General features: G+C 70.0%; 18 protein-coding genes. 14 read left to right on the top strand and 4 right to left on the bottom strand.

Going from position 1 to position 20,044, the window contains the following annotated elements:
* The first annotated feature begins 11 nt into the window (after nucleotides 1-11).
* The 5 genes from frc to ACTMTF_RS10015 all read left to right on the top strand — a co-directional run bounded on the left by frc (nucleotide 12) and on the right by ACTMTF_RS10015 (nucleotide 6,402).
* A complete protein-coding gene (gene frc / locus ACTMTF_RS10035; RefSeq protein WP_441110348.1) occupies nucleotides 12-1,235 on the top strand; it encodes a formyl-CoA transferase in 1,224 nt (407 codons plus the stop codon).
* Nucleotides 1,235-3,361, top strand: a complete 2,127-nt coding sequence (locus ACTMTF_RS10030; RefSeq protein WP_441110347.1) for an acetate--CoA ligase family protein — start codon at nucleotides 1,235-1,237, stop codon at nucleotides 3,359-3,361. Before frc ends, ACTMTF_RS10030 begins: the two co-directional genes overlap by 1 nt.
* 157 nt (nucleotides 3,362-3,518) lie before the next feature.
* Nucleotides 3,519-4,925, top strand: coding sequence for an Nramp family divalent metal transporter (locus ACTMTF_RS10025; RefSeq protein WP_441110346.1), 1,407 nt, complete (start codon nucleotides 3,519-3,521; stop codon nucleotides 4,923-4,925).
* Nucleotides 4,925-5,419: a hypothetical protein gene (locus ACTMTF_RS10020; protein WP_441110345.1), complete on the top strand. Its 495-nt coding sequence runs from the start codon at nucleotides 4,925-4,927 to the stop codon at nucleotides 5,417-5,419. Before ACTMTF_RS10025 ends, ACTMTF_RS10020 begins: the two co-directional genes overlap by 1 nt.
* A complete protein-coding gene (locus tag ACTMTF_RS10015; RefSeq protein WP_441110344.1) occupies nucleotides 5,416-6,402 on the top strand; it encodes a TerC family protein in 987 nt (328 codons plus the stop codon). The genes ACTMTF_RS10020 and ACTMTF_RS10015 overlap by 4 nt, the downstream gene beginning before the upstream one ends.
* A gap of 46 nt (nucleotides 6,403-6,448) precedes the next feature.
* On the opposite strand, the gene ACTMTF_RS10010 is transcribed toward ACTMTF_RS10015, so the two are convergent.
* The 3 genes from ACTMTF_RS10010 to ACTMTF_RS10000 form a co-directional block, all read right to left on the bottom strand.
* The gene (locus ACTMTF_RS10010) at nucleotides 6,449-6,628 is read right to left on the bottom strand and encodes a hypothetical protein (protein ID WP_441110343.1); all 180 of its coding nucleotides are present in this window, start codon (nucleotides 6,626-6,628) and stop codon (nucleotides 6,449-6,451) included.
* A 74-nt stretch (nucleotides 6,629-6,702) separates the two neighbouring features.
* Nucleotides 6,703-7,452, bottom strand: coding sequence for a GntR family transcriptional regulator (locus ACTMTF_RS10005; protein WP_441110342.1), 750 nt, complete (start codon nucleotides 7,450-7,452; stop codon nucleotides 6,703-6,705).
* A gap of 131 nt (nucleotides 7,453-7,583) precedes the next feature.
* Complete coding sequence (locus ACTMTF_RS10000; protein ID WP_441110341.1) at nucleotides 7,584-9,065, bottom strand: hypothetical protein; 1,482 nt, start codon at nucleotides 9,063-9,065, stop codon at nucleotides 7,584-7,586.
* Between the two features lie 88 nt (nucleotides 9,066-9,153).
* Here ACTMTF_RS10000 and sucC point away from each other — a divergent pair, with 88 nt between their 5' ends.
* The 6 genes from sucC to ACTMTF_RS09970 are packed head-to-tail and all read left to right on the top strand — an operon-like array spanning nucleotide 9,154 to nucleotide 16,059.
* Nucleotides 9,154-10,284 carry an ADP-forming succinate--CoA ligase subunit beta gene (gene sucC / locus ACTMTF_RS09995; RefSeq protein ID WP_441110340.1) on the top strand — a complete coding sequence of 377 codons (1,131 nt, stop codon included), beginning with the start codon at nucleotides 9,154-9,156 and terminating at the stop codon, nucleotides 10,282-10,284.
* The gene (gene sucD / locus ACTMTF_RS09990; protein WP_397009569.1) at nucleotides 10,284-11,168 is read left to right on the top strand and encodes a succinate--CoA ligase subunit alpha; all 885 of its coding nucleotides are present in this window, start codon (nucleotides 10,284-10,286) and stop codon (nucleotides 11,166-11,168) included. The genes sucC and sucD overlap by 1 nt, the downstream gene beginning before the upstream one ends.
* Nucleotides 11,165-11,929, top strand: a complete 765-nt coding sequence (locus ACTMTF_RS09985) for a hydroxypyruvate isomerase family protein (RefSeq protein WP_441110339.1) — start codon at nucleotides 11,165-11,167, stop codon at nucleotides 11,927-11,929. The genes sucD and ACTMTF_RS09985 overlap by 4 nt, the downstream gene beginning before the upstream one ends.
* A complete protein-coding gene (locus ACTMTF_RS09980; protein ID WP_397009573.1) occupies nucleotides 11,926-12,786 on the top strand; it encodes a 2-hydroxy-3-oxopropionate reductase in 861 nt (286 codons plus the stop codon). The genes ACTMTF_RS09985 and ACTMTF_RS09980 overlap by 4 nt, the downstream gene beginning before the upstream one ends.
* Nucleotides 12,783-14,504 carry a glyoxylate carboligase gene (gene gcl, locus ACTMTF_RS09975; protein WP_441110338.1) on the top strand — a complete coding sequence of 574 codons (1,722 nt, stop codon included), beginning with the start codon at nucleotides 12,783-12,785 and terminating at the stop codon, nucleotides 14,502-14,504. Before ACTMTF_RS09980 ends, gcl begins: the two co-directional genes overlap by 4 nt.
* 4 nt (nucleotides 14,505-14,508) lie before the next feature.
* Nucleotides 14,509-16,059, top strand: coding sequence for an aldehyde dehydrogenase family protein (locus ACTMTF_RS09970; RefSeq protein WP_441110634.1), 1,551 nt, complete (start codon nucleotides 14,509-14,511; stop codon nucleotides 16,057-16,059).
* A gap of 15 nt (nucleotides 16,060-16,074) precedes the next feature.
* On the opposite strand, the gene ACTMTF_RS09965 is transcribed toward ACTMTF_RS09970, so the two are convergent.
* Entirely contained in the window at nucleotides 16,075-16,497 is a 423-nt protein-coding gene (locus ACTMTF_RS09965; protein WP_441110337.1) for a DUF6703 family protein, read from the bottom strand.
* A gap of 65 nt (nucleotides 16,498-16,562) precedes the next feature.
* On the opposite strand from ACTMTF_RS09965, the gene ACTMTF_RS09960 reads away from it, so the two are divergent.
* From ACTMTF_RS09960 to ACTMTF_RS09950, 3 genes are all read left to right on the top strand, one after another.
* A complete protein-coding gene (locus ACTMTF_RS09960) occupies nucleotides 16,563-16,850 on the top strand; it encodes an antibiotic biosynthesis monooxygenase family protein (protein WP_397009579.1) in 288 nt (95 codons plus the stop codon).
* Between the two features lie 96 nt (nucleotides 16,851-16,946).
* A complete protein-coding gene (locus ACTMTF_RS09955; RefSeq protein WP_441110336.1) occupies nucleotides 16,947-18,332 on the top strand; it encodes a glycine--tRNA ligase in 1,386 nt (461 codons plus the stop codon).
* Between the two features lie 242 nt (nucleotides 18,333-18,574).
* Nucleotides 18,575-20,005 carry an FAD-dependent monooxygenase gene (locus tag ACTMTF_RS09950; protein WP_441110335.1) on the top strand — a complete coding sequence of 477 codons (1,431 nt, stop codon included), beginning with the start codon at nucleotides 18,575-18,577 and terminating at the stop codon, nucleotides 20,003-20,005.
* Nucleotides 20,006-20,044: the final 39 nt, after the last annotated feature.

Genomic DNA, 20,044 nt, shown 5'->3' with positions numbered 1-20,044 from the left:
AGGTCCCTGACATGAAGGCACTCGAAGGTGTCCGCGTCCTCGACATGACCCACGTCCAGTCCGGCCCGTCCTGCACCCAGCTCCTCGGCTGGCTCGGCGCCGACGTGGTCAAGCTGGAGTCCCCGACAGGCGACATCACCCGGCAGCAACTGCGCGACGTGCCGGGCGTCGACAGCCTCTACTTCACGATGCTCAACTGCAACAAGCGCAGCGTCACCCTCAACATGAAGAGCGAGCGCGGCAAGGAGCTGTTCACCGAGCTGGTGAAGGACGCCGACGTCCTGGTGGAGAACTTCGGCCCCGGCGCGGTCGACCGCATGGGCTTCACCTGGGACCGCCTGCAGGAGCTCAACCCCCGCCTGATCTACGCCTCGATCAAGGGCTTCGGCACCGGCCGCTACGCCAAGTTCAAGGCCTACGAGGTGATCGCCCAGGCGATGGGCGGCTCGATGTCCACCACCGGCTTCGAGGATGGCCCGCCGCTGGCCACCGGCGCGCAGATCGGCGACTCCGGCACCGGCATCCACGTGGTCGCCGGCATCCTGGCCGCCCTCTACCAGCGCGAGCAGACCCAGCGCGGCCAGCGGGTGCAGGTGGCCATGCAGCACGCCGTGCTGAACCTGTGCCGCGTCAAGCTGCGCGACCAGCAGCGGCTCGCGCACGGCCCGCTGCGCGAGTACCCGAACAGGACCTTCGGCGACGAGGTGCCCCGCTCCGGCAACGCCAGCGGTGGCGGCCAGCCCGGCTGGGCGGTGCGCTGCGCGCCGGGCGGCCCGAACGACTACATCTACGTGATCGTCCAGCCGGTGGGCTGGAAGCCGCTGTCGGGCATCATCGGCCGCCCCGAGCTGGCGGAGGACCCCGAGTGGGCGACCCCCGAGGCGCGGCTGGCCAAGCTGGACAAGATGTTCCAGCTGATCGAGGAGTGGACGAGCCGCCACGACAAGTGGACGGTCCTCGACCGGCTCAACGCCGAGAACATCCCGTGCGGGCCGATCCTGTCGACCAAGGAGCTGGTCGAGGACGAGAGCCTGCGCGAGGAGGGGATCGTCGTCACGGTCGACCATCCGGAGCGGGGTGAGTTCACCACCGTCGGCAGCCCGTTGCAGCTGTCGGACTCGCCGGTCGACATCACCACGCCGCCCCTGCTCGGCGAGCACAACCAGGAGATCTACGGCCCGCTCGGCGTGAGCGCCGAGGAGCTGGCCGAGCTGAAGACGAACGGAGTCATCTAGTGGAGCAGACAGGCGCGGTCAGAGAGATCCTGGACAAGGCGCTCGCTGAGGGCCGCACCGGCCTGACCGCCCCCGAGGGGCGCGAGATCTGTCAGGCGTACGGCATCGCCACGCCGGGCGAAGGGGTGGCAGGCTCGGCGACGGAGGCCGCCGAGCTGGCCGCCAGGCTCGGCTTCCCGGTGGTGCTGAAGATCGTCTCGCCGGACATCCTGCACAAGACCGACGCGGGCGGCGTACTGGTCGGGCTCAAGACGGAGGATGAGGTACGGGACGGCTACGAGCGCATCCTGGCCAGTGCCCGCGCCTACGACCCCGGCGCCCGCATCGACGGCGTCCAGGTGCAGCAGATGGTCGGCGGCGGCCACGAGGTCATCATCGGCGCGGTCACCGACCCCACCTTCGGCAAGCTGGTCGCGTTCGGCCTGGGTGGCGTCCTGGTCGAGGTGCTCAAGGACGTAACCTTCAGACTTGCCCCGGTTTCGGACGAAGACGCACTGGGGATGCTGGACGACATCAAAGCGGCACAAGTGCTGCGAGGTGCCCGTGGTGCGGAGCCCGCGGACCGGGGCGCGCTCGCAGCGTTGATCGAGCGCGTAGGCAAGCTGGTCAGCGACTTCCCCGAGATCGTCGAGGTGGACCTCAACCCGGTCTTCGCCGACGCGAACGGCGCGGTCGCCGCCGACGTGCGGATCCTCATCGGCGAGCCGCCGGCGCAGGTCACCCGGCTCTCGCGGGAGGTGATCCTGGGCCAGATGAACCGGATCTTCAAGCCGCGCTCGGTCGCCGTCATCGGCGCCTCGGGCGAGACCGGCAAGATCGGCAACTCGGTGATGCGCAACCTCATCAACGGCGGCTACCAGGGCCAGATCTTCCCCATCAACCCCAAGGCCCCGGAGATCCTGGGGCTGCCGGCGTACAAGAGCATCTCCGACGTCCCGCACGACGTGGACGTGGCCGTCTTCGCCATCCCCGCCAAGTTCGTCCCGGCGGCCCTGGAAGAGGCAGGGCAGAAGGGTGTCGCGGGCGCCATCATGATCCCCTCCGGCTTCGCCGAGACCGGTAACGTGGCAGGTCAGCAGGAGATCGTCGAGATCGCCAGGCGGCACGGCATGCGCATGCTCGGCCCCAACATCTACGGCTACTACTACACGCCGGAGAACCTCTGCGCGACGTTCTGCACGCCGTACGACGTGAAGGGCAGCGTGGCGCTGACCTCGCAGAGCGGCGGCATCGGGATGGCCATCCTGGGCTTCAGCCGCACCACCAAGATGGGCGTCTCGGCGATCGTCGGCGTCGGCAACAAGGCCGACGTGGACGAGGACGACCTGCTGACCTTCTTCGAGCAGGACGACAACACCCAGGCCGTGGCCATGCACCTGGAGGACCTCAAGGACGGGCGCGGCTTCGTCGAGGCGGCCCGCCGGGTCGTCAAGAACAAGCCGGTCATCGTCCTGAAGGCCGGGCGCACCGCGATGGGCGCGCGCGCCGCCGGCTCCCACACCGGGGCGCTGGCCGGCGACGACAAGGTCTACGACGACATCCTGCGGCAGGCCGGCGTGGTCCGCGCGCCGGGGCTCAACGACATGCTCGACTACGCCCGCGCGCTGCCCGTGCTGCCCGCGCCGAAGGGCGAGAACGTCGTCATCATCACCGGGGCGGGCGGCTCCGGGGTGCTGCTGTCCGACGCCTGCGTGGACGCCGGGCTGACGCTCATGGACATCCCGCCGGACCTGGACGAGGCCTTCCGCGCCTTCATCCCGCCGTTCGGCGCGGCGGGCAACCCCATCGACATCACCGGCGGGGAACCACCCTCGACGTACGCGAACACGGTCCGGCTCGGGCTCTCCGACGACCGGATCCACGCGCTCGTCCTGGGCTACTGGCACACCATCGTGACCCCGCCGATGGTCTTCGCCAAGCTCATCGCCGAGGTCGTGGCGGAGGAGCGGGCGAAAGGAAACGTCAAACCGGTCGTCGTGTCGCTGGCCGGTGACACCGAAGTGGAGGAGGCCAGCGAGTACCTGTACGAACACGGCGTGGTCGCGTACCCGTACACGACCGAGAAGCCCGTAGCGGTGCTCGGCGCGAAGTACCGCTGGGCACGGGCTGCCGGACTGCTCCGCTAAGAGCCGAGCTGGAGCAGGGCGAGGGGGCGCATCGGGGCCGCGCAGTAAGAAAAACAACCCCCCAGGAGGTCCGTAGGTGGACACATCGAACACTCCGGCGGCGTCAGCGCCACCGGCTGAGGACGAACGAGTATGGAAAGCGGGCCGGCTTGAGCCGATGCCCATCAGAAAACTTCCCGAAGCGCCTCCCTCGGTGCACATCCTGGGGCCCACCGTCTTCCTCGTGGCCCTGGGCGTCGGGATGGGCGAGTCCTACATGTGGCCTCGGCTGGTGCTGCTGTTCGGGCCGGAGATCAGGTGGCTGTTCCTGATCGGCGTGACCCTGCAGGCCGTGGTCATGCTGGAGATGGCGCGTTACGCGATGGCGACGGGGGAGAGCATCTTCTCCGGCGCCGCCCGCGTGTTCAAGCCGCTCATGTGGTTCTTCTTCATAGTCGCCATGGCCGTCTACATCTGGCCGGGACACCTGTCAGCCGGGGCGGCGGCGCTGGAACAGATCTCCGGGATTCCGTGGATGATAACCGCCATCGCGGGGCTCATCCTGGTCGGCGTGGTCTTCAGCTTCGCCAAGGTGATCTACAACCTGCTGGAGAACGTGCTGTCGCTGCTCATCGGCGCTCTCGTGATCGGCACCGCGGTGGTCGCCGCCATGGTCGGCACCTGGAGCGACGTGGTCACCACGATCACCGGCATGTTCTCCTTCGGCTACCTCCCGGCCGAAGCCATGACGGCGGCGTGGTTCCCGGTCATCGTCGGGGCGTGCGCCTTCGCCGGACCGTCCGGCATGCAGCAGATGTGGTACACGCTGCACCTGCGGGCCTCCGGCGCCGGCATGGGCGCGCACATCCCGAAGGTCCACGGGCTGCGGCACGCGGGCGAGGAAGAGGCCATGCCCTCGCGTGGCTTCATGTTCGACACCGACGACCCCGCGGAGATGGCCAAGTGGAAGGGCTGGCGGCGCTGGGTCACCTTCGACGCCCTCCTGCTCTTCTGGGGCATCACCATGCTGGTCACGATCTCCTTCACGGTGATCGCCCAGGCGGCGGCGCGGCAGAACCCCGATGTCCGGCAGGCCATCGCGGGTGATGACCGTGAGGTGGCGCTCACCGCCATGGCGGACGCCGTCTCCTCGGCCGGCAGCTCGGCACTCGGCGTGATCTTCCTCGGATTCATCGCGCTGATCGGGCTGAACGCCACGCTCGGGCTGTTCGACTCCTTCTCACGCGGCCAGGCCGACATGACGTACAACTTCGTGAAGGGCGCGAAGAAGCTGCGCATGTCCCACCTGTACGCGGGCTTCCTGTGGGGAGTCATCATCTTCGGCATCCTGATCCTGCTGTTCGGCCCCGCGGACGGGCCCAGCGGGATCCTGGACACGCTGGCGTTCCTGTCGACCTTCGCGATGGGCGCGTACTGCGTGACGCTGCTGCTGGTGAACAACCGCATGCTGCCGAAACCGATCAGACCGAAATGGTGGACGAACCTGATCATCGGGTTTGGCGCGTTCTTCTACCTCGGCATGCTGTTCTACAGCCTGTTCGCCTTCGGTGTGGTCGTGGGCTGATGATCGAACGGCAAAGCCTCGAACTCGCCCTGCCAGGGGCGTCTATCGGAGCCGGAGCCGGCGCCATCGCCGGCGGGCTGACCCTCCTCGCAGGGCAGCCCGCCGGCCTGGCGGCGCAGTCGGCACTGGCGCTCGCCGTCCCCCTCGCCTTCTTCGGGGGTCTGTACGGCGTCCTGCTCAGTCATGGAATCTTCCGGCCGGGGACCTTCGGGCCCGTCGGCCTCTACTGGATGGCGGGCTTCCCGCTGTCCCGGCTGGTCCAGGAGAGCGTGGCCGGGGTCGGCCTGGCCGAGGGCGTGCTGCCCTTCCTGGCCTACCAGCTGATGGTGAGCCTCGGCTTCGCCATCGGTTTCCTCTGGTTGCACGAGCGGATGATGCCGCACTGGCTGCTGCGTCACGCCGAGGGCAACCCCCGGGCCGAGGCGCTCCTCGGCCAGTACGTCCGTCAAGCTGAGGCCTCGCAGCCGAGGTCGGGGAAGGGAGCTCGCCGATGAATGTGCCCGCCTGGATCTGGCTCGCCACGATCGGCGGGTTCGGCCTCGTGCTGGCCCTTGACTTCTACCTGGTGGCCCGCAACCCGCGTGAGCCCTCCTTCAAGGAGTGCGTGGGCTGGGTGTCGCTGTACGTGAGCATGGCGGTGATCTTCGGGATCGGGCTGCTGGTCGTGTCGGGGGCGCAGCACGGAGGGGAGTTCTTCGCCGGCTGGATCACCGAGTACTCCCTCAGCGTGGACAACCTCTTCGTCTTCCTGCTGATCATGAGCCGGTTCCAGGTGCCACGTGAGTATCGCCAGAAGGTGCTGCTCATCGGCATCATCCTGGCGCTGCTCATGCGGGGCGGCTTCATCGCGGCGGGTGCCGAGGCGGTGACCAGGTTCGACTGGCTCTTCTACATCTTCGGCGCCTTCCTGATCTACACGGCGTGGAAACTGATCGGGCACGAGGACGAAGAGGCGGAGTTCTCCGAGAATCTCGCCCTGCGCACCGTGCGCCGGGTGCTGCCGACCACCGACACCTACCACGGCGGCCGGCTCACCGTGCATCTCGGGCGCAGGATGGTGACGCCGATGCTGATCGTGATGGTCGCCATCGGCACCACCGACCTGCTGTTCGCACTCGATTCGATCCCGGCCATCTTCGGGCTCACCAAGGAGCCCTATCTGGTCTTCACCGCCAACGCCTTCGCCCTCATGGGGCTGCGCCAGCTGTTCTTCCTCATCGGAGGCCTGCTCGACCGGCTGGTCTACCTGAGCAAGGGCCTGTCCGTGGTGCTGGCCTTCATCGGAGTGAAGCTCATCCTCGAAGCCTTGCACCACGACGGCGTCTCCTGGGCGCCGCAGATCCCGATTCTGGCGTCTCTCGGCGTCATCGTCGGCACTCTCGCCGTGACCACGGTGCTGAGCCTGCTCAAATCGGCTCGGGACGCCAAGGCCGCGGAGGCGGCGGAGCCGGTGAAATCGGATTCGATCGAGCGCTGAACGTGCCGCGCGCGGGGAGCGACCACCCCTGTGCGCGGCATCTCCGTCAGCCGCGCGTGCTCTTGTGCACGTCACGCTCTGCGACCCACTGGGTCATGTACTGCTCCGCCTGCTCGGCGGAGTGCTGCTTGCGTATCGCGGTGGCCAGGCCGATGCCGATCCTCCGGCCGTCGGCGGACTGTCCGGGGGTATCTCCAAGGAGAAAGCGGACAAGCGCGCTCTTCATTCTGTTGCACCTCCTTTCTGTGTCATCCTCTGCCCGTGGTGTTACGGGACAAGCGTTCCTGTGTGAACGCCGAGTCAATCCGCGGACGACGTGCGGGGTCGCCGCCGTCGCACGGGCTTGGCCTTGGGCGCGGGCTCCACCGGCTGGCTGCCCCGCTGGTCCATGTAGGAGGCGCGGGTGTGCTCGGTGTGCTCGCGCATGATGTGGGCCGCGCGGTCCTCGTCGCCCGCCTCGATGGCGTCGATCAGGGCCGTGTGCTCCTGCCAGGAGTCCATGCCGCGCCGGCGGGCCACGGGCGTGTGATACCACCGCACCCGGCGGGCCACCTGGCTGGCCAGCTCGGCCAGCACCTGGTTGCCCGACAGGGCGGTGACCAGGGCGTGCAACTCCGAGTTGGTGGCCACGGCGGCCTCGACGTCGTCGGACTTCACGGACGCGATGCCCCGCGCGCACAGGGCGCGCAGGCGGCGTACGCCGTCCTCACCCGCGTGCAGCGCGGCCAGCCTGGCGGACTCGGTCTCCAGCAGCGCGCGCACGGCGAGCAACTGGTCGGCCTCCTCCACCGTCGGGACGTGCACGAACGCGCCCTGGCCGGGGTGCAGGTCGACCCAGCCCTCACCGCTGAGCTGCTGCAGCGCCTCACGGACCGGCTGTCGGGAAACCCCGAGCAGCTCGGCCAGCTCGCTCTCCACGAGGTGCTGGCCGGGCTTGAGCTGGCCGGAGACGATGAGCTCCTGGATGGCCTCGATCACGCTCTCCCTGAGCGTGGCTGGGCGGGGAATCTTGGTGGCCGCCGCCTGACCGGCCTGATCCGACAGCAACATGACAGACTCCAGGACTAAGCTTTCAGTGGTTTTCGTCGACTGCCTACAGCATACTGCTTAGGACGCCTATCCAGCCGTGAGTCTCATCACAGAGAGCCACGTCACACGCTGCTGTCCGCAGTGATGGCAGGTCATACGGGGATGGTGGCCGGCAGACCGGGGGCGCGCAGGCGCAGGGTGGCCAGGGCGGGCAGCGCGGCCAGTGCGGCGGCGAGCAGGAGCGCGGTGGCGGGAGCCGTCAGCGACAGCAGGGCCAGGGCGACGGCCGCCACGCCGGCCACAGCCTTCGCGCTGTAGACCACGGCGTGGATCTCGCCGACGCGCTCGACGCCGAAGAACTCCCGCACCAGGCTGGCGACGAGCGGGTAGAACGCGCCGCCGCCCAGCCCGGCGGCGACGGCCCCCAGCCACAGCAGCGGCCCGCCCGCCTGCGCCAGGCTCGCCGCCACAAGCCCCGCCTCGGGTACGAGTCCCGCTCCCGGAGGGAGTGTCGCCCCGGTGCCCAGCGCCGGGTTGAGGCCCGTCGCGGCCGACCGGCCGGCGACCGCCAGGCCTGTCGGGGCGTCCTGCATGGCGGCCAGCAGGAGGACCTGACCGGCGGCGAGCACGGTCAGCACGGCGGCGAGCACCCGCCTGCGGCCGAACAGCTCCGAGCAGCGCATGGCCAGCGACCGGCCCACGCCGTTGAGCGCCACCATGACGGCGAGCGCGGCCCACGAGCCGGTGGCCGCCACCGCGACCACGTCGAACAGCGACACGGCACCCGCGCAGGCCAGGATCACCGCGAGCGCGGGCAGTGCGCGTGTGCGCAGCGCCTGGGCCAGGCCGAACTGCTTGACCGCCACGGGGTTGCGGCGCAGGACCGCCGCGTCCAGCGCGTGCGTCCTCGGCTCCACGGTGTCGGGCCACCACCGGCGCGGAGGCAGCCGCAGCGCCCAGGCCGCCGCCCCGATGGCCGCCGCCGCCAGCACCGCGGCGACCACGAAGGCGGGCAGCATCGCGCCCGGCGCCAGCCCCACCCACACCAGCATGGGCACCGCGCCGTAGCCGAAGGCGCCGGTCACCAGGCTGACCTGGGCGGCGGGCCGTTCGGGATACCAGGAGGAGACGACCTCGCTGCAGACCCCGTAGACGATGCCCGCACCCAGCCCGCCGAGCACGGCGTACCCGAGCAGCCCGCCCAGGAGGTCGGCGGTCAGAAAAGCGGACGAGGTGCCGGCGTCCCCGGCCAGGGCGGCCGGTGTGGCGCCGGTCGGGGGGCCGGTCACAGGGTCGGTCACAGGGTCGGTCATGGGGCCGGTCAGGGCGATGGTCAGGAGCCCGATGGCGCTGAGGGCGGCGCCGATGGCCAGGGCCGCGCGGACCGGCAGGCGGCCGCGGCGGACGAGCCGGATGGCCGGCAGTGCGCCGGCGGCCTGGCAGACCAGGCAGGCGGCCAGCAGGAACAGGGTCGGAGCGTCTCTGGCCAGCAGCGCGGCGAAGCCGTACTGGAGAGGGCTGATGGCGGCCATCGCCGCCAGCGCGAGCCAGAGCATCCGGGTGCGGTCGCGGGGGACGGGGCCGACGAGATAGGACCGCCCGCGCCAGTCCCTGATTACTGCTGCATTCTCCATACTGTATGGAATATCCAGTAACTAGCCCGCTGTCGAGACCTAGACGAAGGATATTCCATACGGTATACCGTCTACAAAGGAGGCTCAAATGGACCTGTACGAATATCAGGCGAAGGAGCTCTTCGGGCGCCACGGGATCCCGATCCCGCCGGGCAGAGTCGCGGCCACCCCTGAGGAGGCCGGGGCGGTCGCGGCCGAGCTGGGTGTGCCCGTCGTGATCAAGGCCCAGGTGAAGACCGGTGGCCGGGGCAAGGCGGGCGGGATCAAGGTGGCGGCCGGGCCCGCGAGCGCCGAGGAGGAGGCCACCGGCATCCTCGGGATGGACATCAAGGGACACCTCACGCGCACGGTGCTCGTCGAGGAGGCGACCGTGCCCTTCGAGGAGTACTACGCGGCCTTCCTGGTGGATCGCGCGCAGGGCGGTTTCCTGGCCATGGTGTCCGCCCAGGGCGGCATGGAGATCGAGGAACTGGCGGAGACCGACCCCGACGCCATCGTGCGGCTGCCGATCGACCCGGTGACCGGAGTGGACGCCGAGACCGCGCGCCTGCTCGTGGCCGAGGCCGGGCTGCCGGAAGCGGTGGCGCCGGTCCTGGAGCGCCTGTGGCAGGTGATGGTCGAGGAGGACGCCCTGCTCGTCGAGGTGAACCCGCTGATCCGCACCACCGACCAGCGGATCGTGGCCCTCGACGGCAAGGTCACCCTCGACGACGCCGCCGCCTTCCGGCACTCCTGGGCGTACGCGGAGGTTTCTGATGGTTTGGAGGACCAGGCCAGGGCCAAAGGGCTCAACTATGTCAAGCTCGACGGCCGGGTCGGCGTCATCGGCAACGGCGCGGGGCTGGTCATGAGCACGCTGGACGTGGTCGCCGGAGCGGGCGCGGCCCCGGCCAACTTCCTGGACATCGGCGGCGGCGCGTCCGCCAAGATCATGGCCGACGGGCTGGAGATCATCCTGGCCGACCCGGACGTGCGCTCGGTGCTGGTCAACGTCTTCGGCGGCATCACGACCTGTGACGCGGTGGCCAACGGCATCGTCACCGCACTAGAACTGCTCGGCGAGCGCGGCCTGGCCCGGCCCATCGTCGTGCGGCTGGACGGCAACAACGCCGAGGTCGGGCGGCGCATCCTCAGCGACGCCAGGCACCCGGTCGTCCGCCAGGTTTCCACCATGGACGGCGCCGCCGAGATGGCGGCCAGACTCGCGGCAGGTGTGTGATGGCGATCTTCCTGACCAAGGACAGCCGGGTGCTCGTCCAGGGCATGACGGGCGCGGAGGGCAGCCGGCACACCGCCCGCATGCTCGCGGCCGGCACGGAGGTGGTGGCCGGCGTGACGCCGGGCAAGGGCGGCCGGTCGGTCGACTTCGGCGAGCGCTCGGTGCCCGTTTTCGGCTCGGTGGCCGAGGCGATGGCCGAGACCGGGGCCGACGTGTCGGTGGTGTTCGTGCCGCCGCGCTTCACCCGCTCCGCCGTCGAGGAGGCCGTCACGGCGGACATCCCGTTGTGCGTGGTCATCACCGAGGGTGTGCCGGTGCACGACGCGGTCCGCTTCCGCGCGCTCGCCGCCGGACGCACCAGGATCATCGGGCCGAACTGCCCCGGACTGATCAGCCCCGGCCAGTCGTCGGCCGGCATCATCCCCGCCGACATCACCTCCTCCGGCCGCATCGGGCTGGTCTCCAAGTCGGGCACGCTGACGTACCAGCTCATGTACGAGCTGCGCGACCTGGGCTTCTCCACGGCCGTCGGGATCGGCGGCGACCCGGTCATCGGCACCACCCACATCGACTGCCTCCAGGCCTTCCAGGAGGACCCGGCGACCGACGCGATCGTGATGATCGGCGAGATCGGCGGCGACGCCGAGGAGCGGGCCGCCGCCTACATCGAGCAGCACGTCACCAAGCCGGTCGTCGCCTACGTGGCCGGGTTCACCGCCCCCGAGGGCAAGACCATGGGCCACGCGGGCGCGATCGTGTCCGGCTCGTCCGGCACCGCCCAGGCCAAGAAGGAGGCGCTGGAGGCGGTCGGCGTCCGGGTCGGGCGAACCCCTTCGGAGACGGCCAGGCTCATGCGCTCGGCCCTGGGCAGGGCGGCCGCATGAGGTTCGACGTCAACCTCTCGATCCTGTTCACCGACCTGCCGCTGCTGGAGCGGCCGGCCGCCGCCGTCAAGGCCGGGTTCGACGCGGTGGAGCTGTGGTGGCCGTTCGACACGCCGGAGCCCGCGGCGGCCGAGCTGCGGGCGTTCGTCGACGCCGTTCAGGACGCCGGCGTCGACCTCGTCGGGCTGAACTTCTACGCGGGCGACATGGCCGCGGGCGACCGCGGGATGCTGGCCAGGCCGGACGGCTCGGCCGGGTTCGTGGCCAACATCGACGTCGCGGTCGCCCTGGCGGGCGAGCTGGGCTGCGAGGTGCTCAACGCGCTGTACGGCAACGGCCCGGAGGTCGACAGGGACCTGGCCGTGGCGAACCTGAGGCGGGCGGCGGACGCGGCGGCCGGGATCGGCGCGACCGTGGTCGTCGAAGCCGTCAACTCCCACGACAACCCGCACTATCCCATCACCACCTCCGGCGCGGCCTTCGCCCTGATCGACGAAGTGGACAGGGCGAACGTCGGCTTCCTGGCCGACCTCTACCACCTGCACCGGATGGGCGAGGACGTGCTCGCCCTCATCGACACGCACGTCGACCGGTTCGTCCACGTGCAGATCGCCGACGACCCCGGCCGGGGTCAACCCGGCAGCGGGCGGATGCCGTACCAGGAGATCTTCTCGCGGCTGGAGGTCGCGGGCTATCGCGGTCACATCGGGCTGGAGTACCGGCACGAGGGGCCAGGAGCGTTCGCTTGGAGGCAGCGATGAGTATCGGTTTCGTCGGCCTGGGGATCATGGGCAGCCCGATGGCGGCCAACCTCGTCACGGCCGGACACGAGGTGACCGGCTACGACGTGAGCGCCGAGCGGATCGCGCAGCTCGAATCCATCGGCGGCAAGGGCGCGTCCAGCGTGGCCGAGGCGGTCGCCGGGGCGGACGTGGTGATCACCATGCTGCCCGACTCGCCGCAGGTCGAGCAGGTCGCCCCCGACGTCGTCGAGCACGGCCGCCCCGGCCTGCTCTACCTGGACATGAGCACGATCAGGCCGGAGACCTCGCGCTGGGCCGCGCGGCTGGCCGCCGGCCGGGGCATCCGCGCGCTGGACGCCCCGGTCAGCGGCGGGGAGCGCGGCGCGATCGAGCGGACGCTCTCGATCATGGTCGGCGGCGCGGCCGAGGACGTCGAGGCGGCCAGGCCGGTCCTCGAAGCGCTCGGCACCACGATCGTGCACGTCGGCCCCTCGGGCGCGGGGCAGACCGTGAAGGCGGCCAACCAGCTCGTCGTCGGCGGCATCTACGGCCTGGTGGCCGAGGCGATCGTGCTCCTGGAGGCCTCGGGCGTGGACCCGGTGGCGGGCCTGGACGTGCTCGCGGGCGGCCTGGCGGGCTCCAGGATCCTCGACCTCAAACGGCACACCATGATCGAGCGCGAGTTCACCCCCGGCTTCCGCATCGACCTGCACCACAAGGACATGGGCATCGCCGTCGCGGCGGCCCGCGAGGCCGGCGTCTCCCTGCCGCTCACCGGCCAGGTCGCCCAGCTCGTCGCCGCGGCCAGGGCCCAGGGCCACGGCTCACTCGACCACTCCGCGCTGCTCAAGGTGATCGAAAGGCTCAACTCATGAAACGTGTTCCGTGCATGGAGGCCGTGGTCGCGGTGCTGGAGTCGGAGGGGGTGGACACCGTCTTCGGCATCCCCGGGGCCGCCATCCTGCCCTTCTACGCGGCGCTCCAGCACAGCTCGATCAGGCACATCACGGTGCGCCACGAAGAGGGCGGCACGCACGCGGCCGACGGCTGGTCCAGGGTGACCGGCAACGTCGGCGTCTGCGTGGGCACCTCCGGGCCGGCCGGCACCAACATGATCACCGGCCTCTACACCGCGATGGCCGACTCGATCCCGATGATCTGCGTCACCGGCCAGGCCGCCACCAGCAAGCTGCACCAGGAGGCGTTCCAGGCGGTCGACATCGTGGAGATCGCCAAGCCGGTGACCAAGTGGGCGGTGCAGCTCAAGGAGCCGGCCCAGGCGCCCTGGGTGTTCCGCGAGGCGTTCCGGATCGCGCGCTCGGGCCGGCCGGGCCCGGTGCTCATCGACCTGCCGATCGACGTGCAGCGAGGCACCTGCCTGTACGACCCCGAGCTGGACGCGCCGCTGCCCGTCGAGGTGCGGCGGCCGCTGCCCCAGGCGGTGCGCGCGGCCGTGGACCTGCTCACCACGGCGAAACGGCCGATCATCCTGGCCGGTGGCGGTGTCATCATCGCCGACGCCGCCGACGAGCTGCGCGCGCTGGCCGAGCACCTGCAGGTGCCCGTACAGGTGACGCTCATGGGCAAGGGCGCCTTCCCGGAGGACCATCCGCTGTTCGCCGGGATGGCCGGGATCCAGACCCAGACCCGGTGGGGCAACGCCGCGTTCCTGGACAGCGACCTCGTCCTGGCCGTGGGCGCGCGCTTCGGCGACCGGCACACCGGCGACCTCGACGTCTACCGCAAGGGCCGCCGCTTCATCCACGTGGACGTCGAGCCCACCCAGATCGGCCGGGTCTTCGAGCCCGACCTCGGTCTCGTCGGGCACGCCAAGCCGGTGCTGGCCGAGCTGGCGGACGAGGCGCGCGCCCGCACCGGGGCCCGCGAACCCGGCAAGTGGGTGCGCAAGGTCGGCGAGCTGCGCCGCACGATGGCGCGCCGGGACGACTTCGACGACGTGCCGATCAAGCCGCCCAGGGTGTTCAAGGAGATCAACGAGCACTTCGGCAGGGACACCACCTTCGTCACCGCGATCGGTCTCTACCAGATCTGGTCCGGTCAGTTCCAGACGACCTACCTGCCCCGGCGCTACCTGGTCTGCGGCCAGGCCGGGCCGCTCGGCTGGGAGATCCCCGCCGCGCTGGGCGTCAAGTGCGCCTATCCCGAGCGCGACGTCGTGGTGGTCGTGGGCGACTACTCCTTCCAGTTCCTGATGGAGGAGATCGCGGTGGCCGCCCAGTACCGCATCCCGTTCGTCATCGTCATGATCAACAACGAGTACCTGGGGCTGATCAGACAGGCCGAGATCCCGTACGAGATGAACTTCGCCGTGGACCTGCACTACGGAGAGGGCGGTATCGACCATGTCAAGGCGATGGAGGCCTTCGGCTGCCCGGCGCGCAGGGTGGAGGTGCCCGGTGACCTCAGCGAAGCGCTGGCCTGGGCGTCGGCCGAGGCCGAACGCGAACAACTGCCGGTGCTCGTCGAGGTGATGGTGGAGCGCGAGGCCAACGCCGCCATGGGGCCCTCGCTGGAGGCGATCAAGGAGTTCGAGCCGCTGCCCGAGCTCATCAGCGTCGACTGGTCCGACTGAGGAGATTTCCTTGCAACTCAAACCTGGAACAGCCTGGCGGGACGCCTACGCGGGATGCCGTGCGGCGGCGCCCGAGGCCTTCCACGACGATCGGGTGCTCAATCACTGGGGTGGGTTCTGGCAGCGGGACGGGCGGCCTGTGCCGGTCTTCTCGCCGCTGGACGGCACCGCCATCGCCGGGCCGCCCCGGCTGGACCGGGCCGGCGCGGGCCGGGCCGTGGCAGGCGCGGTCGAGGAGCACCGGCAGTGGCGGCACCTGCCGCTGACCGAACGCAAGGCACGGGTCGCCGCGGCCGTGGAGTCCATGGCCGCGCACCGCGACCTGCTGGCCCTGCTGCTCGTCTGGGAGATCGGCAAGCCGTGGAAGACGGCCTGCGCCGACGTCGACCGCTGCCTGGACGGCGTGCGCTGGTACCTCAACGAGATCGACCGCATGGTGGACGGCCGCACGCCGCTGCCGGGGCCGGTCAGCAACATCGCCAGCTGGAACTATCCGATGAGCGTCCTCATGCACGCCATGCTCGTGCAGGCGCTGGCCGGCAACGCGGTCATCGCCAAGACGCCCACCGACGGCGGGCTGTGCTGCCTCACCCTCGCCACCGCGCTGGCCGTACGGGAAGGTCTGCCCTTCACGCTGGTCAGCGGGGGAGGGGCCGAGCTGTCACCGGTGCTGGTGGCGGGGCAGTCGCTCGGGTGCGTGTCGTTCGTGGGCGGCAGGGACGCGGGCGCCAACGTCGCGACCTCGCTGGCCGACCTGGAGCGCAGGCACGTCCTGGAGCAGGAGGGGCTGAACGCGTGGGGGGTGTGGGAGTACTCCGGCTGGGAGGCGCTCGGCCGGCAGATCCGGGCCTCCTTCGACTACGGCAAACAGCGCTGCACCGCTTATCCGCGGTTCGTGGTGCAGCGGTCGCTGTTCCACGAGTTCCTCGGGGCCTACCTGTCGGCGGTCGGCTCGCTTCGCTTCGGGCATCCGCTCGCGGTCGCCGAGCCGGACGACCCGTTGCCGCAGCTGGACTTCGGGCCACTGATCAACGCCTCGAAGGCCAAGGAACTGGCCGACCAGGTGGACGAGGCCGTCGCGAGGGGCGGGGTGCCGATCCACCGGGCGTCCCTGGCTGACGGACATTTCCTGCCGGGTCAGGATATTTCGGCGTATGTGGCGCCGGTGGCGCTGCTGAACCCACCCCGATCCTCACCGCTGTTTCACGCCGAGCCGTTCGGCCCGGTCGACACGATCGTGCTCGTGGACACCGAGGCGGAGCTGCTGGCCGCGATGAACGCCAGCAACGGCGCCCTGGTGGCCACCCTGTCCTGCGACGAGGAGGAGACCTTCGGCAGACTCGCCCCCGACGTGCGGGCCTTCAAGGTCGGGCACAACCGGCCACGCTCCAGAGGCGACCGCGAGGAGCTGTTCGGCGGGCTCGGCGCCTCGTGGCGCGGCGCCTTCGTCGGCGGCGAACTGCTCGTCCGGGCCGCCACCCAGGGCCCCGACGGCGAGCGCCTGCCCGGCAACTTCCCGCACTACACGCTGCAGCCCGAAAGCCCGCTCGGCTAGATCAGCCAGAACCGGCTAGAACAGCCCGAACCGGGTCGCCACCACCAACACCAGGAAGGTCGACATGGCGACCCGCAGGAGCTTGCCGCTGACCTTGAGCGAAGGCCAGGACAGGTAGGCCAGCCAGACGATGAAGGCAAGCACCGGCAGCACGGCCACGCCGCCCAGCCAGTTGGTGACCACGAAACCGGTCAGCAGCAGGCCCACCATCACGGCAGGCGGCACCCATTTGGGCACCTGGGTGAACAGGAACGCCAGCGGCGTGGCGCTGCGCTGCTCCATGGCCTTGCGCAGCCCCGTCGCCCCGGGCGTGAAGAACTGCTCGCCCGGCGGCAGCGGGCGTTTCGGCTTGCCGCCCTGCTTACCGCTTTGCTTGCCGCTCTGGGCCGGGCGCGGCTGGGCGAGCGGGTGCTTGCGGCGGTCGTCGTTGGTGGCCACGTGGCCGAGCCTAGCGGCCGAACGAATCGCCCCGTCGGTATGGATCCGTCTGACATCCTGTGAACGTGCTCGCCGTGATCCGTTACACCGTTCCAGAGTCCCAGTCCCAAGACTTCGCCAAGCAGGGCCACGCCATCCTCGACACCCTCGCCACCCAGCCCGGCTATCTGCGCGGCCGGCTCGCCCGCTCGGTCGACGAGCCCAACCTGTGGGCCCTCGTCAGCGAATGGGAGGGCGCCGGCTTCTACCGCAGGGCCCTGTCCGCCGCCCGGATGGCGATGTATCCCCTCATGATCCTCATGGTCAACGAACCCAGCGCCTTCGAAGACGTCTACCTGCAAGACCGGGCGTAGCGATACTCGCGCGCGGGGGCGCGTGAGCGTCCCCTAAGCTGGGAGCTTCATCGAATGTTCCTCGCCGACCTCCAGCCGGAAAGAGATCCAACCAAAATGGCACGACGCACAGACGTCATGGACACCATCGTCAGCCTCGCCAAGCGCCGCGGGCTCGTATACCCGTCGAGCGAGATCTACGGCGGACTGCGCGCGTCGTGGGACTACGGTCCATTGGGCGTCGAGCTGAAGAACAACGTCAAGCGGCAGTGGTGGCTGTCGATGGTCCAGGCCCGCGAGGACGTGGTCGGCCTCGACTCCTGCGTCATCCTGGCGCCCGAGGTGTGGAAGGCCAGCGGCCACGTCGAGACCTTCTCCGACCCGCTGACCGAGTGCCAGTCCTGCCACAAGCGCTTCCGCGCCGACCACCTCGTCGAGGCCTACGAGGAGAAGCACGGCAAGCAGCCGGAGCAGGGCCTGGCCGACATCACCTGCCCCAACTGCGGCAACAAGGGCACCTTCACCGAGCCCAGGCAGTTCAGCGGCCTGCTCAAGACCTTCCTCGGCCCGGTCGAGGACGAGTCCGGCCTCGCCTACCTGCGCCCCGAGACCGCGCAGGGCATCTTCATCAACTACCTCAACGTGCAGCAGTCGGCGCGCAAGAAGGTCCCGTTCGGCATCGGCCAGGTCGGCAAGTCCTTCCGCAACGAGATCACGCCCGGCAACTTCATCTTCCGCACCCGCGAGTTCGAGCAGATGGAGATGGAGTTCTTCGTCAAGCCCGGCACCGACGAGGAGTGGCACCAGTACTGGATCGACGAGCGCTTCCGCTGGTACTCCGACCTGGGCATCAACAAGGACAACCTGCGCCTGTACGAACACCCGCAGGAGAAGCTGTCCCACTACTCCAAGCGCACGGTCGACGTCGAATACCGCTTCAACTTCACCGGCTCCGAGTGGGGTGAGCTCGAAGGCATCGCCAACCGCACCGACTTCGACCTGACCGCCCACTCCAAGGCGTCGGGCGTCGACCTCAGCTTCTTCGAGCAGGACACCGGCGAGCGTTACGTCCCCTTCGTCATCGAGCCCGCCGCCGGTGTCGACCGGGCGACGCTCACCTTCCTCCTCGACGCCTACACCGAGGACGAAGCGCCCAACGCCAAGGGCGTCATGGAGAAGCGCACGGTCATGCGGCTCGACCACCGGCTCGCCCCGGTCAAGGCCGCCGTCCTGCCGCTGTCCCGCAACGCCGACCTGTCGCCCAAGGCCCGCGACCTGGCCGCCCAGCTGCGCAGGCGCTGGAACGTCGAGTTCGACGACGCGGGCGCGATCGGCCGCCGCTACCGGCGCCAGGACGAGATCGGCACGCCGTTCTGCATCACGGTGGACTTCGACACCCTGGAGGACCAGGCGGTGACGGTCCGCGAGCGCGACACGATGCGCCAGGAGCGCATCGCCCTCGACCAGGTGGACTCCTACCTGCGCCAGCACCTGAACGACTAGCTCTCCGGCGAGGATTTTCGTCCCCGCCCCGACGCCGCCCGCCGCTCGCGACGGGCGGCGTCGCACGTTCTGGGTGTCATCCGGCTCGGCGAGCAGGCCATGGATCCGGCGAGTCACCGGCTATGCCAAGGCGTGCGCGGGCGATGCCAGGGGCGTGTGCGGGCGATGCCAGAGGGCCGCGGCAGCCTGCCTGTCGAGGCCGGAGCCTGCACGGCTCCGGTCCGAGACGGAAGGACTGAGACATGAGCGATCTTGTGGTGCACGACGTCGTCATCGTCGGCGCCGGCCCGGTCGGGCTTCTCCTCGCCATCGAGCTCAAGACCGCCGGCGTGCGGCCGCTCGTGCTGGAACGGCTGGCCGAGCCCGACCGCGGGATCAAGGCCGCCGCGATCGGCGCGGTGGGAGCCGAGGCGCTGCAACGACGCGGGTTCGCGCGTGCGCTCGACGACGAACAGGTGACGATGCCGATGGCGAAGGCGGCGCGTGCCGGATCCGGGCCGGTGAAGAAGCCGGGAGGCCATTTCTCCGCGCTGTTCGTGATCGACCAGGACCTCCAGCGCGACCCGGAGCGCCGCAGCCGTATGGTGCCGCAGGAGGCATTGGAGAGAGTCCTGACCGTGCGCGCGGGCGAGCTCGGGATCGAGATCCGTCGCGGCGTCGCGATGGAAGGTTTCGAGCAGGACGACGACGGCGTGACCGTGGCGACGAGCGCGGGCCCGCTGCGCGCGACATACCTCGTCGGCTGCGACGGCGGCCGGAGCCTCGTCCGCAAGCTCGCCGGCTTCGAGTTCCCCGGCACGGATCCGACCATCACCGGCTATCAGGCTCACGTCGAGTTCGACGCGCCCGAGAAGCTGGCGAAGGGTTGGCAGCGAACGCCGCGCGGCCTCGTCACGTCGATCCCGGGGCGCGTCTTCACGGCGGAGTTCGACGGCCCGCCGCCGGATCGGGCCGCGCCGATCACCCAGGCCGAGGTCGAAGCGTCGATCCAGCGCGTGAGCGGCACCGACGTCAAGATTCTCGCGATGTCGAAGGCGACCCGCTGGACCGACAACGCGCGGCAGGCGACGCACTACCGCACGGGCCGCGTCCTTCTCGCGGGCGACGCCGCGCACGTCCACTCACCCTTCGGCGGCCAAGGCCTGAACCTCGGCCTCGTCGACGCCGCGAACCTCGGTTGGAAGCTCGCCACGGCGGTGAAGGGGCGCGATTATCTCCTCGACTCCTACACCGCCGAGCGCCACCCCGTCGGTGAGCGCGTCCTGGAGAACACGCGCGCGCAAGTCGCGCTGGTGCGTCCCGACCCGCTCACGAGCGCGCTTCGCAGCATCGTGAGCGACCTGATCAAGTTGCCCGAAGGCAATCGCCGCATCGGCGAGATGCTCTCGGGGGCCGGCATTCGTTACGACCTCGGCGACGACGACCCGCTCGTCGGCACGCTCACGAAGGACCGGCTCCTCACGCTCGCCGACGGCGGCGAAGAGCGGCTGTACGCGCTGATGGAGAAGGGCGGCGGCCTGTTCGTCTCGCCTTCAGAACGGTCACTCCCGCACAACGTGCACCATGCGCGCACCAAGGAAGGCCCGTCGACGCTCGTCCGTCCCGACGGCTGCATCGCGTGGACGGACGCGTCGTCCCGGTCACTCGACGAGGTGCTCGCGCGCTGGTTCTGAACGAGAGCGACCGGCCCGGACAAAAGCATCGATCCGCAT

The sequence above is a fragment of the Nonomuraea sp. ZG12 genome (assembly GCF_052068115.1).
GTDB lineage: Bacteria > Actinomycetota > Actinomycetes > Streptosporangiales > Streptosporangiaceae > Nonomuraea.
The sequence above is the reverse complement of the archived record's forward strand: the minus strand, read 5'-3'. Positions and strand labels throughout refer to the sequence as shown.

Coding starts and splice junctions, on each gene's coding strand:
- frc (WP_441110348.1), top strand. CDS start 12: ATGAAGGCACTCGAAGGTGTCCGCGTCCTCGACATGACCCACGTCCAG.
- ACTMTF_RS10025 (WP_441110346.1), top strand. CDS start 3,519: ATGCCCATCAGAAAACTTCCCGAAGCGCCTCCCTCGGTGCACATCCTG.
- ACTMTF_RS10020 (WP_441110345.1), top strand. CDS start 4,925: ATGATCGAACGGCAAAGCCTCGAACTCGCCCTGCCAGGGGCGTCTATC.
- ACTMTF_RS10015 (WP_441110344.1), top strand. CDS start 5,416: ATGAATGTGCCCGCCTGGATCTGGCTCGCCACGATCGGCGGGTTCGGC.
- ACTMTF_RS10010 (WP_441110343.1), bottom strand. CDS start 6,628: ATGAAGAGCGCGCTTGTCCGCTTTCTCCTTGGAGATACCCCCGGACAG.
- ACTMTF_RS10005 (WP_441110342.1), bottom strand. CDS start 7,452: ATGTTGCTGTCGGATCAGGCCGGTCAGGCGGCGGCCACCAAGATTCCC.
- ACTMTF_RS10000 (WP_441110341.1), bottom strand. CDS start 9,065: ATGGAGAATGCAGCAGTAATCAGGGACTGGCGCGGGCGGTCCTATCTC.
- sucC (WP_441110340.1), top strand. CDS start 9,154: ATGGACCTGTACGAATATCAGGCGAAGGAGCTCTTCGGGCGCCACGGG.
- sucD (WP_397009569.1), top strand. CDS start 10,284: ATGGCGATCTTCCTGACCAAGGACAGCCGGGTGCTCGTCCAGGGCATG.
- ACTMTF_RS09985 (WP_441110339.1), top strand. CDS start 11,165: ATGAGGTTCGACGTCAACCTCTCGATCCTGTTCACCGACCTGCCGCTG.
- ACTMTF_RS09980 (WP_397009573.1), top strand. CDS start 11,926: ATGAGTATCGGTTTCGTCGGCCTGGGGATCATGGGCAGCCCGATGGCG.
- gcl (WP_441110338.1), top strand. CDS start 12,783: ATGAAACGTGTTCCGTGCATGGAGGCCGTGGTCGCGGTGCTGGAGTCG.
- ACTMTF_RS09955 (WP_441110336.1), top strand. CDS start 16,947: ATGGCACGACGCACAGACGTCATGGACACCATCGTCAGCCTCGCCAAG.
- ACTMTF_RS09950 (WP_441110335.1), top strand. CDS start 18,575: ATGAGCGATCTTGTGGTGCACGACGTCGTCATCGTCGGCGCCGGCCCG.